Raw genomic sequence first — 15504 nt, forward strand, 5'->3', positions numbered from 1 at the left:
TACACAATCAATGATCCAATCATTGATTCAATAACTCAAATTATGGATTTATTACTTAGTTAATGAACCACACACTCGATCATTGATTCAAACCCTTTATCCTTGGTTGACATCCCGTTACGCAAAGGTCGCATAAGCTCGAACTCATCATTATGAATTTAACCGAATTAAAAAACACACCAGTTTCTGAACTTGTAAAACTGGGCGAATCTATGGGTCTAGAAAATCTGGCTCGCTTAAGAAAACAAGACATCATTTTTTCTATCCTAAAAGCTCACGCGAAAAGCGGTGAAGACATTTTTGGTCATGGTGTTTTAGAGATTTTGCAGGATGGCTTTGGTTTCTTGCGTTCAGCAGATAGCTCGTATCTCGCCGGTCCTGATGATATTTATGTATCACCAAGTCAGATCCGTCGCTTTAACTTGCGAACGGGTGATACTGTAGGTGGTAAGATACGACCGCCGAAAGATGGCGAACGTTATTTTGCTCTACTCAAGATTAACGAAGTAAACTTTGACCGCCCAGAAAACTCTCGTAATAAAATCCTCTTTGAAAACCTTACTCCAATCCATCCAAATGAACGTTTACGTTTAGAACGTGGTAATGGTAGTACCGAAGATATCACTGCACGTATCCTTGATTTAAGTGCGCCGATCGGTAAAGGTCAACGTGGTCTTATTGTGGCACCGCCGAAAGCCGGTAAAACAATGTTATTACAAAACATTGCTTCTTCAATTGCATTAAACCATCCTGACGCAACCTTAATGGTATTGCTCATTGATGAACGCCCAGAAGAAGTAACCGAAATGCAGCGTTTGGTTCGTGGTGAAGTAATTGCTTCAACATTTGATGAGCCTGCTAACCGCCACGTACAAGTTGCGGAAATGATGATCGAAAAAGCAAAACGTCTTGTAGAACACAAGAAAGACGTGATCATCTTACTGGATTCTGTAACGCGTCTAGCACGTGCTTACAATACAGTTACACCGTCATCAGGTAAGATCTTATCTGGTGGTGTTGATGCAAATGCTTTACACCGTCCGAAACGTTTCTTTGGTGCTGCGCGTAATGTTGAAGAAGGTGGTTCTTTAACTATTATTGCAACAGCATTGATCGACACCGGTTCGAAAATGGATGAAGTAATTTACGAAGAATTTAAAGGTACTGGTAACCAAGAGTTACACCTTAACCGTAAAATCGCTGAGCGCCGTATTTATCCTGCGATTGATTTCACTCGTTCGGGTACGCGTCGTGAAGAGTTATTAGCAGATAAAGCTGAGCTACAGAAAATGTGGATCCTACGTAAAATAATCCACCCAATGGGCGAGATTGATGCGATGGAATTCCTGATTGATAAGCTGGCGATGACGAAAACAAATGATCAATTCTTCGATGCGATGAAGAAACAAAAATCATAATCGTTTAGGTTAATAGCCTGTGATTAATATTTAAAATAAGCGCCATATATTTTGTTTTCATAACAAGTGTATGGCGTTTTTTTTGCCAAAAATAGCATGGAACCGTTTATGAAATATAAAGATCTAAGAGACTTTATTGCTTTGCTTGAAAGTAAAGGTCAGCTAAAACGTATTAAACAAGAAATTGACCCGTATTTAGAAATGACAGAAATTTGTGATCGCACATTAAAAGCAGGCGGTCCGGCGTTATTATTTGAAAATCCGAAAGGCCATACTATGCCGGTATTGGGCAACCTTTTTGGTACACCCGATCGTGTTGCAATGGGGATGGGTCGCGAGAGTCTAAGCGAGCTACGTGAAGTAGGTCAGTGGTTATCTTATTTAAAAGAACCTGAACCGCCTAAAGGCTTTAAAGAATTAATGGAAAAAGTGCCTATCTTTAAACAGGTATTAAACATGCCAACTAAAAGATTGCGTAAAGCACCTTGCCAAGAAATTATCTTAACGGGTGATGACGTCGACTTATCTAAAATACCGGTACAACATTGTTGGCCTGGTGACGTTGCACCATTGATTACTTGGGGTCTAACGATTACCCAAGGGCCTTACAAGAAACGCCAGAACTTAGGTATTTACCGTCAACAAGTACTGAGTAAGAACAAGGTCATCATGCGTTGGTTATCCCATCGTGGTGGCGCGCTAGACTTTAAAGAATTCCAAGAATTAAACCCAGGTGAAAACTATCCAGTGTCAGTGGCGCTAGGCGCAGATCCGGCTACGATTCTAGGTGCGGTCACACCGGTACCTGATTCACTTTCTGAATATGCGTTTGCTGGATTACTGCGTGGCAGTCGTACTGAAGTGGTTAAATCTATTTCTAATGATCTCGAAGTACCTGCTGGTGCGGAAATCATTTTAGAAGGTTATATCGCACCGGGTGAAATGGCTGAAGAGGGCCCTTACGGTGATCATACTGGTTACTATAATGAAACCGATTCATTCCCAGTGTTTACGGTTACGCACATTACGATGCGCAAAGATGCTATTTACCATTCTACTTACACGGGTCGTCCTGCCGATGAACCTGCAGTATTAGGTGTCGCGTTGAATGAAGTGTTCGTACCTATTTTGCAAAAGCAGTTTCCTGAAATTGTCGATTTTTACTTACCGCCAGAAGGTTGCTCATACCGCATGGCGATTGTCACGATTAAGAAGCAATATCCGGGTCATGCTAAACGTGTGATGTTGGGGGTTTGGTCTTTCTTACGCCAGTTCATGTATACCAAGTTTGTGATCGTGTGTGATGATGATATTAATGCGCGTGATTGGAATGATGTTATTTGGGCTATTACCACGCGTATGGACCCTGCACGTGATACCACGATGATTGAACATACGCCAATTGATTACCTTGATTTTGCATCTCCAGTATCTGGTCTTGGTTCAAAAATGGGTATGGATGCCACGAATAAATGGCCTGGTGAGACCGATCGCGAATGGGGAGAGCCAATTGTGATGGATGAAAAGGTTAAGCAACGAGTCGATGATTTATGGGACGAATTAGGTATTTTGTGATATAAATGAGCTAGATCATAAAAATTCGTGCTTGTCAGAGATTAAGATTGAAAGGGAATGTATGTTAAGAATTAAGTGTGAAGTGACGTTATTAGAGTCTTATACAGATACTGTATTTAACGTGAAATTGAAACCTGAGCAGAAGGTGGATTTTCAAGCTGGACAATATCTAATGGTGGTCATGGCAGAAGATGACAAGCGCCCATTTTCAATTGCTTCTAATCCGAGTAATGATGAAATTTTAGAATTGCACATTGGTGCATCAGAACAAAATTCATATGCAATGCAAGTTGTTGAACGTTTAAAATCAGGTTCTGTTGAAGTTGAACTACCTGGCGGTAATGCAGGACTAAGAGAAGATTCTGAGCGTCCTTTAGTATTAATTGCTGGCGGTACAGGTTTCTCGTATACAAAATCGATTTTAGAACGTGCGGTTGAAGTGAGTAAACGTCCTATTTCATTGTATTGGGGCGCTCGTGAAGAGTCGCATTTATATGCTTTTTCATTAGCACAAGAATTAGCGGATGCGCATCCACAGGTAACGTTTATTCCTGTTGTTGAAACTGCACCTGCAGAATGGTCTGGTAAAATAGGTCAAGTTCATCAAGTCGTCATGGCTGATGTTGCTGACTTAGCTGCTTGTGATATTTATATCGCTGGTCGTTTTGAAATGGCGGGGGCTGCACGTACTGATTTTGCACCACTTGGCGTAAAAGAACATTTATATGGCGATGCATTTGAATTTATTTAGGTGCTGCTAGCGACCATTAATAGATACTGAAAATGTATTAGGAATGGTTATTGGTCATCTATATTGATAATAATGTATTGGTAATAAAAAAGCCGTAACATCAGTTACGGCTTTTTTAATATCTTCAATTTAACGATAACTCACGAATCTTGTTGATGGAAGCTCAAGCTTTGTTTGTAAGTTGCATTCGCATCATTAATGCGGCCTAGCTTTTCGTATGCCTGCGCGAGTGCTGCATAAGCCGAGGTCGATGGAGATTGACTCATACCTTGGCTTAATTCTTCAACAGCGTCGCTCCAGCGTCCTTCTTTCACCATTAACTGGCCAATACACACCGCTAACAAGCCAGAACCTTCACGACTTTTTTGCAGGCGTTTAAGACGTTCAATTAATGCATGGTGATCTGTTAAGTTTAATTGTGGCGTTAGCGTGATTAACTCAGGATAAAACTCATTACTTAATGCGTCCATAATTAGCAGGTACGCAGACTGATCATCATTACGACCCATCAATAGGTTTGCTGTTTCAGCCAAATAACGACCATCATGTTTTAGTGCTTTAGGGAGTGAGCTCCAAGTATCAAGTAGGCCTGTACTGCCTTGTTGTTTTGCTACTTCACCTAAGTGCTGGAAGTGACTACTTTTACGGAGTTCATCAGCTTCATTTACGGTCAATAATTTTTGTTTTTGTAATGGTGTAATAAGGTTGAGTAATTGACCCCACTCTTTTCTTTCTATACACACATTTTTAAATAAAGCTAAGACCACTTTGTTTTTAGGGTGCTGGTCATGTAATGACGAGAGTGAGGCAAATGCTTGCTCAAATTGTAATTGTTCAACTTGTAATTTAGCCTGTGTTAGTTCCACTGCAAAGGTATTTTTATCGGCATTTTTGTGGGCTAATAATAAATACTCATCACGCTTTGCTTCGTTACCAAGACCTTGTGCTGATTGTGCTGCAGCAAGGTAGTTTAATACAGGGACTTGTGCTTTTTTAGCTGCTTTAAGGGTTAATGTTTCTGCTCGCTTAAAGTCACCACTGGCTAGCGCTAAAATACCTTTTTCAGTTTGTATTTTTGCTCGCGCTTGATGATAACGATTAAACCAACCTAAGCTGTGCGTCAGTCTATTGATTAATGCTTCGATAGCTAGCAGCGCAAAGTAGAAACCAACAACCATGATCACGGCGCTACTCACCGTTGCATCAATGATATAGTCTCCGGCTGCGATCATTACGTAGCCTTTATTGCCCATTAAGTAAGGAGCAGCGATTGCACCTGCAAGAAGCAGTGCGATTAATACGATAAATCTAACCATGTTCTCTGCCTCCGCTTATTCTGCGCTAGTGTTATTTGCTAATGAATTGATTTTTCGATCTCGAATTGTCGTCTGAATCAACGCTGCACTTTTTAACTTGCTTGGGTATGTTGCCGTAATTGTTGTTTCTTTTAGCGTATTGAGCGTTGTTAACATCGCTTGAGTTGCTGGTTGATTGACATCGTAATAGCGCTTAATCCAAGCGCTTGCTGTTTTCAGTGCAAGCTTAAATTTAGCTTGGTCTTGACGATATACAGCTAATTCAGCTTGTAGTAGCTGAGTTTTCAGGTTTTCAGTTAAATACCAAGCTGTTTGTGGTGAAAGCAGCGCATCGACAGAGTTGTCTTGGCGACGTATCGTAATGAAATTGGCGCTGAATGACTGCCACGATTTAGTTAAGTTTTCTTTCCAATCCGAGCTATTATTAGATAATTCTTTATCGGTTTTAACGATATCAGGACGAGTTAAACCCGCTAAGACGAGGTTATCGACTTCTTCAGCTTGGATAGCCAGTTTTAATGCTAAGCCATCGTGGTCAATACGCGGTAATTTAGACAGGGTAGCAATGTCTTGCTCAATCACTTTACGCAGTGGTAATAAACTTGGATCGTTTAATTGTGTAAGACGGCGGCTTGCCGATGACAGCAGTGTTAGGCTGGTATCAATGTCTTGTTCTAATGCAATTTTACGACCTGCGATACGAATTAAGTATTCCGCTTCAGCAAGCATCCATTCATTCGGATTACGCATTTTTAAGTTAGCGATCGCAAGTTGTACCGTTTCAAGTTGTGAATTCGTTAGCTTTTCACTTGCTTTAATATCGGTAACTTGCTGTGTGGTTTGTTTTAATTGACTCGCAACAGTTTGTTTATTTTCGCTTAGTTGTAGGCGAAGTGACTGTTGGCTGTCTTTTTGATCTTGTAGCTGCGCTTGTAATGTTGCCATGACTTGCTGCTGAATTTGATTCTGCTGATGGCTATGGTAATAAAGACCCGCACCAAGACCAAGCGTTAATAGTATTGCTACCGCACCAGTGATCACGCCAGCTTTAGTTGCTGGCTTACTTTCCTTTGTAATCGAGTCTGATGAGTCAATCATGCCTTTCGTTGGTTTAGCCTCGGCATTTTGACTATTATTTTTTTTATCTGTCATTTAGCTTATTCCTATCTGCATATCCAATTGCTTAACAGCATTAAATAATGAATTATTTGATGCACCACTAGCAATGGTGACGTGTTCTATTCCTAAGCCATGAGCAAGTGCTGCAATTCGTTGGCTAGGAACAATAAAGTGTAAGTTTAATATCCACGGTAACGCTGTATAGGGTATTGTTTTAATCAGGTTACTGAGGATTTCACCGCTAGTGATAATAACACTATTAATAGCGAATTGTTGCCACTTATTAATCAGTACCTCTGGATCGTAATCAGGTACAGAGCGTTGATAAACTTCACAATATGTCACGTTTGCGGTGCGTTTAGTTAGATCTTCGGCCATGGTTTCTCGGCCACCATTACCACGAAGAATAACGATATTTTTGTCTGTCACTGATACGTTAGCAAGTAGTTTTAATACGCCTTCGCTATCATGTGTATCGGGTATTTCTACGTGATTAACGCCGTATTTCAGCCAGCTTTTCGCTGTCGTTGGACCGACTGATATATAGTTAATCCGCTGTGGCCATGTTTTATTTTCGAGGATTAAACTGCTATTGGCATACTCTACGGCATTATCGCTTATGGCAATAATATAGTCACCGGGCTGTAATTTTTCCAGTAATGAACTAACTTTATCAAATTGCTGGCCAGAGGAAATGTCGATAAACGGACAGCATAAGGCTGCGCCATGGGCAGCCTTAATCTGACGAGCAAGTTGCTCGCCTTTTACGTGTGGGCGAGTTATTAACGCCCTGATTTTCATGCGTCTGCGTTATTGTAAACTTCAGTTAAAATTTCTTTTGCACCTTGCGCAAGTAGGGTATCGGCAAGTGCTAAACCTAATTGGCGGGCATTTTTACGGTCGCCACGGATTTCTGCGCGGATAACTTCAGTACCATCAGGCTTACCAACAAGGCCGCGTAACCACAGTTCGTCACCGTCGATTAGCGCATAACTACCGATTGGTACCTGGCAACCACCTTCCAGCGCTAAGTTCATTGCGCGTTCTGCCCATACTCGATCACTCGTTAAAGGGTGATTTAGAGGTGCTAGGATTGCTTTTACACGTTCATCATCAACGCGACATTCAATGCCTACAGCACCTTGACCTACAGCGGGTAGACTTTGCTCTGGCTCAATGTAGCTAGCAATACGGTATTCCATATCCAGGCGTTTAAGACCTGCTGCTGCAAGAATAATGGCGTCATAATCTTTATTATCAAGCTTGTTTAAACGGGTGTTAACATTACCGCGTAAATTCATGATTTTTAGATCTGGGCGCGCTTCACTTAGTTGGCATTCGCGACGTAAGCTACATGTTCCTACGATTGCACCTGGTGGTAATTCTTCAATTTTTTTGTAAGTGTTTGAAACGAAAGCGTCACGAGGATCTTCACGCTCACAAATAACTTCTAGGCCTAAACCTTCTGGAAATTCAACTGGCACGTCTTTCATTGAATGCACGGCAATATCTGCACGGTTCTCAAGCATTGCAACTTCAAGTTCTTTTACAAAAAGGCCTTTACCACCCACTTTTGCTAATGGCGTATCTAAAATGATGTCACCTTTCGTTACCATTGGAATTAGTTCCACGGTAAGGTTTTGATGGATCGATTCTAGACGTGCTTTTACATATTCAGCTTGCCACATTGCAAGTGGACTTTTACGGGTTGCAATTCTTAGTGTTTCAGTAGCCATGATATTTCCAAATTTAACTAGATTGACTAAATATTAACAGATTTCATTGGTTAATGGTTGATCTAAGATGGGGTTATTTGTAAAAAATAGCGCTAATTTAACCACTCGATAACATATGAAATCGGATTGAAAGTAGCTGGTTGTTTAATGAGAACAGCGACTATCGTTTAAAACTATAGGAGGGCGATTGGGTCTGTGTGGTGGGTTATTACGCTGCTGCTTACTCTACGGCAGCGTAATATATTCGTTAGGAGTTATTAGGCGTCATTAGTCGCTATTAATCGCAATTGAGGCGAAATGCTTTATGGCTTTTTTTGATGTGCTGCTTAATATCGCCCAGCACGGTTTTAACTTCCCCTTTTGATGTTGCGTCTTGCAGCTGAGTAAAGAGGCTTGTTAATTTTTCAATACCTTGTTGGTAAGCCATGTGTTGCATGTGAGTACTATGATCCATACCTTCCATGCCTTCCATGTCTTTCATATTCGCCATGTTGCTGTGGTCCATACCTTCCATGTTTTTCATATTCGCCATGTTGCTGTGGTCCATACCTTCCATGTTTTTCATATTCGCCATGTTGCTGTGGTCCATGCCTTTCATGTCTTTCATATTCGCCATGTTGCTGTGGTCCATACCTTCCATGTCTTTCATATTCGCCATGTTGCTGTGGTCCATACCTTCCATGTTTTTCATATTCGCCATGTTACTGTGGTCCATTCTTTTCATTGAGGACATTTTCTGCTGTAGTTTCAAAGGGATTTCACTTTTGGCTTTCGCACTGTTGGCCAGTAATTTAGCCAGATTCACTTGCATTTCGGCTTGGTCATCACGTTTGAATGCGCCGACATAAGCTTTTAAATCATCACTCATTGCTGACATCATATTACCTAACTGGGTGTCTTTACAGTGGCCGTCACCATCTTCGTGGGCAAATGCAGGAGAGCTGAGCGCGGCGCTAAGTGTGATTGCAATCGTTAATTGTTTAAACATTGTTTTTCCTTTATCGATTATTTTAAATTTGCGTTTATCTATTTATTTGCAGTTTCAGTATCTTGCTCATTAACCATCTGTGATTTTAAGCTGATTGATTTCCACAGATAGAAAGAGGCTGGTAATACTAATAGTGTCAGAATAATGGCTGAAACCATGCCGCCAATCATCGGTGCTGCAATACGCTGCATAACTTGAGATCCGGTACCGCCACCATACATAATTGGGATCAAGCCGATAATCACGGTTGCTACTGTCATCATAATGGGACGAACACGTAAGCCAGCACCATCCATAACAGCTTGCTTTAATTTTGCCTTGGTGAAATGGCCTGCCGCTTGTGCGCTTGCTAATGATTGGTTTAAATAAACCAGCATTATCACGCCAATTTCGACAGATACACCTGCTAGGGCGATGAAACCTACACCGACGGCAATCGAGAAATTGTAGTTGAGTAAATACAACAACCAGATACCACCAATCATGGCTAACGGCAGTGTGCCGAGGATCAGTAATACTTCGCCAACACGTCTAAAGGCGAGATACAGCAACAACACGATAATGGCGAGTGTTGCTGGGATCACCACAGATAGGGTGTCTTTGGCACGTTGCATATATTCGTATTGTCCCGACCAGGTAATTGAATAACCCGCGGGCAGGACTAATTGCTCGGCTACTGCTTGCTGAGCATCAACTACATAAGATCCGAGATCTCGGCCTTCTATGTCTACATAAATCCAACCATTAGGGCGGGCGTTTTCAGTTTTAATCATCGGTGCACCGTCTTCGACATAGATAGTTGCTACATCACTTAAGGCTATTCTTGCACCTTGGGGCGTTACCAGCGGTAATAATTTCATTTGCTCAATACTGTCTCGGTAAGACTGTGGGTAACGAATATTTACTGGGTAACGCTCTAAGCCTTCAATGGTTTGAGTGACGTTAACACCGCCGACTGCTGTCGATATTACGTCTTGCACATCCGCAATATTGAGTCCATAACGCGCCGCTTTTTCACGTTCAATATCAATTTTCACATAACGACCGCCAACAACACGTTCGGCATAAGCAGATGCGGTACCGGGAACGTTAAGTAAGATTTTTTCTATCTGTTTACCGATTTTTTCAATCTCAACGAGTTTTTCACCCGCGACCTTGATACCAATTGGCGTTTTGATACCAGTCGCTAACATATCGGTACGGGTTTTGATTGGCATGACCCAAGCGTTAGTTAAACCCGGAAATTGCACTAATTTATCGAGTTCTTGACGTAAACCCTCAGAGGTCATCCCTTCTCGCCATTCTGCTTTCGGTTTTAACGTGATAAAGGTTTCAATCATAGTTAATGGTGCGGCATCGGTGGCGGTTTCGGCGCGGCCCGCTTTGCCCCATACGCGTTCTACTTCGGGTACGGTTTTGATTAACTTATTGGTTTGCTGTAATAACTCTCGGGCTTTACCTATGCTGATGCCCGGGTACGTCGTTGGCATATACATGAGATCGCCCTCATCAAGCGGTGGAATAAATTCACTGCCGATCTTATTTACAGGATAAAAGCCAATAGCGACAAGGCCAAACACGATACACAGTAGCAGTACCGGCGCTTTGAGTGACAATGCCAGTATTGGACGGTATAGCGCAATTAAACCACGGTTGATTGGGTTTTTATGTTCAGGCAATACCTTACCGCGAATGAAGTAACCCATTAAAATCGGTACTAAGGTCACTGCAAGTCCGGCTGATGCTGCCATCGCATACGTTTTAGTAAAGGCGAGCGGGGCAAACATTTTACCTTCTTGGCCTTCCAGTACGAATACCGGCACGAAGCTAAAGGTAATGATCAGTAACGAGAAGAATAATGCCGGCCCCACTTCTGCAGCTGCTTTACTGATGACTTGCCAGCGATTGTTATCTGTTAATGGAGTCTTTTCTATATGTTTATGGACATTTTCGACCATCACAATCGCACCATCAACCATGGCGCCAATGGCAATAGCTATCCCACCTAGTGACATGATATTGGCATTAATACCTTGCCATGACATGACGATGAAGGCCACGAGAATACCGATTGGTAAGCTGACTAATACGACTAATGAACTACGAATATGGAATAGAAATAATGCGCAAACCACAATAACGACAAGAAACTCTTCCAATAATTTTAGGTAAAGATTTTCGACCGCATTATCAATTAGTGTTGAGCGATCATAGGTAGGAACAATCTCAACGCCTTCTGGTAACGAGGCTTGTAATGTTTGTAGTTTGTCTTTGACCCCGGCGATCACGTCACGGGCGTTTTCACTGTAGCGCATGACAATAATGCCACCAACCACTTCGCCTTCACCGTCTAGTTCGGAAACGCCACGGCGCATTTGTGGACCGAGGACAATATCAGCCACATCACCCAGTAATAAGGGAGTACCTGTATTGCTGAGTTTTAAGGGAATATTTTTTAAGTCATCGATTGAGCTGATATAACCATTTGCACGCACCATGTATTCGGCTTCGGCCATTTCGATGACGCTGGCTCCGGCTTCCTGATTGCCGCGTTTAATCGCGTTCGTGATTAATGATAATGGGATCTGATAACTACGCAGCTTATCAGGATTCACACTGATCTGATATTGCTTAACCATACCGCCGACAGTCGCGACTTCCGATACACCGGGTACGGTCTGTAATTCATATTTTAAAAACCAATCTTGGATACTGCGAAGTTGGCTTAGATCGTGATTACCACTGGTATCGGTTAGTGCGTACGAATATACCCAACCCACACCCGTTGCATCAGGGCCCAGTGCTGGTTTTGCTGTGCTGGGAAGATTTGGAGTTACTTGCGATAGATATTCTAAAACACGTGAGCGAGCCCAGTACATGTCAGTACCATCATCAAAGATAACGTAAACATAAGAGTCACCAAAGAAAGAGTAACCGCGCACTGTTTTGGCACCCGGTACCGATAACATCGCCGTCGTCAGAGGGTAGGTGACTTGATCTTCAACAACTTGTGGTGCTTGCCCTGGATACGTGGTTTTAATGATAACTTGTACATCAGAGAGATCTGGGATGGCATCAATCGGGGTATTTTTGATCACAAAACTACCGTAGATAAGCACAACCAAAGTGGCCAGTAATACCATGATACGATTGTGTATCGACCATTCAATTATTTTTTTGATCATTACAGTTCTCCTGCGTCATCGAAGTCTAACCAAGCTAAGTCATCTTCAACCGCGGGCTTCGTTGTTTTCGACATCGCCTTATCGTCCATGCTGTCCATATTCATCGAGCTATGATCCATTCCTGCCATTGCATTGTGATCCATTTTGCTATGGTCCATTGCCATATTCGTATTGTTGCTCGTTGTTGGCGGACCAATACGGCTGAAATCTGCGGTTAAGCTTGATTCTGAATCCAGCAGGAATTGCGCACTGGTAACCACGTCATCACCATCTTTAAGCCCGGCTAATACTTCAACATAACCCGCTGATTCTCTGCCTAAAGTGATTTTGATTGATTGATATTGACCGTTACCTTTGGCGAGTACGATACGGTCAAAAGTTCCAGAGCGGATGATCGCTTCACGGGGTACTTGTATGGAGTCGGCTTGTTGTTGGCTGCTAAGCGTTAGCGTTGCAAACATGTTTGGTTTTAATTGTTCATCAGGGTTGGCGATTTTCACTCTGACTTTTAGGGTGCGGGTTGCGGCATTTAATTCTGGGTAAATATAATCTACTTCTCCTAACCAGGTTTGCCCTGGGAAACTATCTACCTGCATTTTCGCTTTGTCACCGACTTGCACTTGACCTGCTTGCGACTCGAATACTTCGGCTTGTAACCATATTTCCGTTAATAATCCCGCTTCTATTATCTGTGCTGAAGGCGTGATATAAGCACCTTCACGGATCGCAAGTTCGGTGATGTAACCGGATTCTGGGGCCGATATAGTGACATTTTGGATCACTTTTTGAGTTCGGGTAAGCAGCTTAATTTGTGCTTGGTTTATGCCCAATGCAGACAAACGATGTTTTGCTGAAGTGATGAGGGTTTTATTACCGATACGCAGAGTGTTGAGTAACTCTTCTTGTGCTTTAATCAGTTCTGGTGAATATAAGGTTAATAATGGCTGCCCTTTCGTGACGTACTCGCCAGTATTGTTAATGTAGAGCTGATCTACCCAACCAGACACTCGGCTATTAATTTGCCATAACGAATCTTGGTTAAACTCCAACATGCCGACAGTATTAATTTGCATAGCGAAAGGGCGACGTTGAGCCGTTTGTGTACGCACACCTAAATTATTTTCGACACGGGACGAGATGGTCACTAAGCCTGCATCGCTTGCTGTTGTGGCATCTTCGTAGACTGGGATTAAATCCATGCCCATTGGCGATTGGCCGGGTTTATCTCGACGGTAATTAGCATCCATTGGCGCAACCCAGTATAGCGGTTCCTGGGCGGCAGTGGCTTGTGTTGCTGTTGTTTGTGATTTTTTAGCATAAACAGGGACTAAATCCATGCCCATTGGTGATTGGCCGGGTTTATCGCGACGGTAATTGGCATCCATTGGCGCGACCCAATATAGGATTTCTGGCTCTGCGTTAGTTGTATTCGTTGTTGCTTGTGTACTAAACCAAGTACCGGCAGCAAGGCCGAGCGCTAGTGTAATTGAGCTGGTAAGTAATGTTTTCATGTCGGCCTCTATAATGCTTGAAAATAACGAATGCGAGCTAAGGTTTTTAAATTTTGAAAGTGTAATTGTTGGTATTCAAGCGTAAGGGCTTGCTCATCCATTAATGCTGTAATCACTTGTTCAAAATTATTAGTATTGGCTTGATAACCTTGTATAGCGGCATCACTATTGGCTTTAGCTTGTAGCAAAAGGGTGTCTTGGTAGCGCTGCATTCTGGCTTTGGTATTACTGAAATTAGCGATGGCACCATTTAATATACCGTTGAATTTAATCAGTAATAGGTCTTTTTCCGCTTGTTTAATGCCTTGACCTTGGGTCGCCGCGATAACGACTTGGTCTTGGCGATTACTGGTAAATAACGGTATGTTCATGGTGACTGAACCACTGATTAAATCACTACGGCTAGAGCCGGTCGCCATATCTAGTGTTTTACGATGACCGTAACCAATATCAACTTTAAAGGCTGGCTTATAAGATTCGTTGGCGGAGGCTATATTATTTTTAGCTACGTCAATGGCTTGTTGGGCGGCTAATACTTGTGGGTGATCAGCCAGTAATCGATAATGTTTTAACTCTGCTTGCTGTGCATATTCAAGGCTTTGTGGCCACGTCGGCAATTGCGAAGAAAATTCATCAAATGCTTGCGGACCAACCCAAGAAACGAGTTGTCCACGTAATGCTTGTTCTTGTTGCGCAAACGCCGCGATTTTATCATCAAATTTGGCCAGTTCTAATTCTGCTTTAATGAGATCTTGGTTTTGACGATAGCCTAACTCGAATTGACGGTAGAGGTTGGTGACGTGCTGACTAAATAACTGCTGATTCTTGGCGAGTATACTTTGGGCTATTTTGGCAAAGCGTATATCAAACCATAATTCACGGATCTGCAGTTTTAATTCTAATTGGCGGTTTTCAGCTAATTGCTTACTTTGTTGCGCTTGTAGCGAGAAGCCTTTGGCTGTTAATTCCAGGGTATCACCAGCTGAAAATTGTTGTGATAAACCTAGACTAAATTGGGTCATTGGGTCATCGGATAGTGATAAGCTATCGACGGGCACATTGGCTAAGCCGAATTTAATCATAGGATCAGCAAGTTGCGATTGGCTAATACCTTGCGCTTTTAAGCTTGCTTGTTGTGCGCTGTATAACATTGCTGAAGGATCGCGTTGTAGCGCAATATCCTCTGCAATGGATAGCGTTAATTGTTGAGCATTCACATTTACAGACAGTAATGCGAATAGCCCCAAATAAATTTTGGATGGCATTATATTTCCTTAATTAATTGATTTTTTAAACTTTATTAAAATCAGCTAATTAGGGGAGGTCGATAGAGGCTATCTAGGTGTTGTTGAAGAGTTGAGTTTAATTCGTAACGTAGTGAGTTACTTTGCTTATGTATGTCTAAGAGCAGCTTATTATTATTATAATTAATAAATGATGATAAACAGGTAATGTTACAGTCGCTACAGTTATCCATATTACTGCAATCATCACTACTATTTTGGCTTGTGGCATATTGAAGATTATCATGCTGCATTTCACTCATCTCATTTTCAGAGTTACATGGCATGTCTTGCATATGACAAGAAATATTAGCTGGCATTATGCGCATGTTCATTGCCTGAAGTGGTAATGAGAATGTGTTTATTAATACTAATAAAGTTAATAGTACTACGCGCATAAGAATACATAAAAATAAATAGTGGATATGGCAGAGAGTATAATCTTTACCTTAAGGGGAAGGTCAAGTGTTGGGAAGATTTTATTGCGAGGTAAATTTCAGGCATAAAAAAACCTCGATAAACGAGGTTTCTTTATTTATTCTTGTAAGAAAGTGGTGGGCTGTGAAGGATTTGAACCTTCGACCAATTGATTAAAAGTCAACTGCTCTACCAACTGAGCTAA

The 15504-nt window shown here is 42.0% G+C and carries 11 protein-coding genes; 3 read left to right on the forward strand and 8 right to left on the reverse strand.

Annotated features, from left to right (window positions below; genetic code table 11):
* The first annotated feature begins 152 nt into the window (after nucleotides 1-152).
* From rho to fre, 3 genes are all read left to right on the forward strand, one after another.
* Nucleotides 153-1418 carry a transcription termination factor Rho gene (rho, locus tag JFU56_RS22120; RefSeq protein ID WP_198439379.1) on the forward strand — a complete coding sequence of 422 codons (1266 nt, stop codon included), beginning with the start codon at nucleotides 153-155 and terminating at the stop codon, nucleotides 1416-1418.
* 108 nt (nucleotides 1419-1526) lie between these two features.
* Nucleotides 1527-2993: a 4-hydroxy-3-polyprenylbenzoate decarboxylase gene (gene ubiD, locus JFU56_RS22125; RefSeq protein ID WP_198439380.1), complete on the forward strand. Its 1467-nt coding sequence runs from the start codon at nucleotides 1527-1529 to the stop codon at nucleotides 2991-2993.
* A 61-nt stretch (nucleotides 2994-3054) separates the two neighbouring features.
* Entirely contained in the window at nucleotides 3055-3744 is a 690-nt protein-coding gene (gene fre / locus JFU56_RS22130) for an NAD(P)H-flavin reductase (RefSeq protein WP_198439381.1), read from the forward strand.
* A 140-nt stretch (nucleotides 3745-3884) separates the two neighbouring features.
* On the opposite strand, the gene JFU56_RS22135 is transcribed toward fre, so the two are convergent.
* The 8 genes from JFU56_RS22135 to JFU56_RS22170 form a co-directional block, all read right to left on the reverse strand.
* Nucleotides 3885-5060, reverse strand: a complete 1176-nt coding sequence (locus JFU56_RS22135) for a heme biosynthesis HemY N-terminal domain-containing protein (protein ID WP_198439382.1) — start codon at nucleotides 5058-5060, stop codon at nucleotides 3885-3887.
* A 15-nt stretch (nucleotides 5061-5075) separates the two neighbouring features.
* Complete coding sequence (locus JFU56_RS22140) at nucleotides 5076-6212, reverse strand: uroporphyrinogen-III C-methyltransferase (RefSeq protein WP_198439383.1); 1137 nt, start codon at nucleotides 6210-6212, stop codon at nucleotides 5076-5078.
* Nucleotides 6213-6980 (reverse strand): uroporphyrinogen-III synthase, encoded by a 768-nt coding sequence (locus JFU56_RS22145; RefSeq protein ID WP_198439384.1) that lies wholly within the window; start codon nucleotides 6978-6980, stop codon nucleotides 6213-6215.
* A complete protein-coding gene (gene hemC / locus JFU56_RS22150) occupies nucleotides 6977-7915 on the reverse strand; it encodes a hydroxymethylbilane synthase (protein ID WP_198439385.1) in 939 nt (312 codons plus the stop codon). Before hemC ends, JFU56_RS22145 begins: the two co-directional genes overlap by 4 nt.
* A gap of 277 nt (nucleotides 7916-8192) precedes the next feature.
* Nucleotides 8193-8903, reverse strand: a complete 711-nt coding sequence (locus JFU56_RS22155; RefSeq protein WP_198439386.1) for a copper resistance protein CopA — start codon at nucleotides 8901-8903, stop codon at nucleotides 8193-8195.
* Between the two features lie 38 nt (nucleotides 8904-8941).
* Nucleotides 8942-12088: an efflux RND transporter permease subunit gene (locus tag JFU56_RS22160; protein WP_198439387.1), complete on the reverse strand. Its 3147-nt coding sequence runs from the start codon at nucleotides 12086-12088 to the stop codon at nucleotides 8942-8944.
* Nucleotides 12088-13599 carry an efflux RND transporter periplasmic adaptor subunit gene (locus tag JFU56_RS22165; RefSeq protein ID WP_198439388.1) on the reverse strand — a complete coding sequence of 504 codons (1512 nt, stop codon included), beginning with the start codon at nucleotides 13597-13599 and terminating at the stop codon, nucleotides 12088-12090. Before JFU56_RS22165 ends, JFU56_RS22160 begins: the two co-directional genes overlap by 1 nt.
* Nucleotides 13600-13607: 8 nt before the next feature.
* Complete coding sequence (locus tag JFU56_RS22170; protein WP_198439389.1) at nucleotides 13608-14864, reverse strand: TolC family protein; 1257 nt, start codon at nucleotides 14862-14864, stop codon at nucleotides 13608-13610.
* Nucleotides 14865-15504: the final 640 nt, after the last annotated feature.

Source organism: Moritella sp. F3, assembly GCF_015082335.1.
GTDB lineage: Bacteria > Pseudomonadota > Gammaproteobacteria > Enterobacterales > Moritellaceae > Moritella.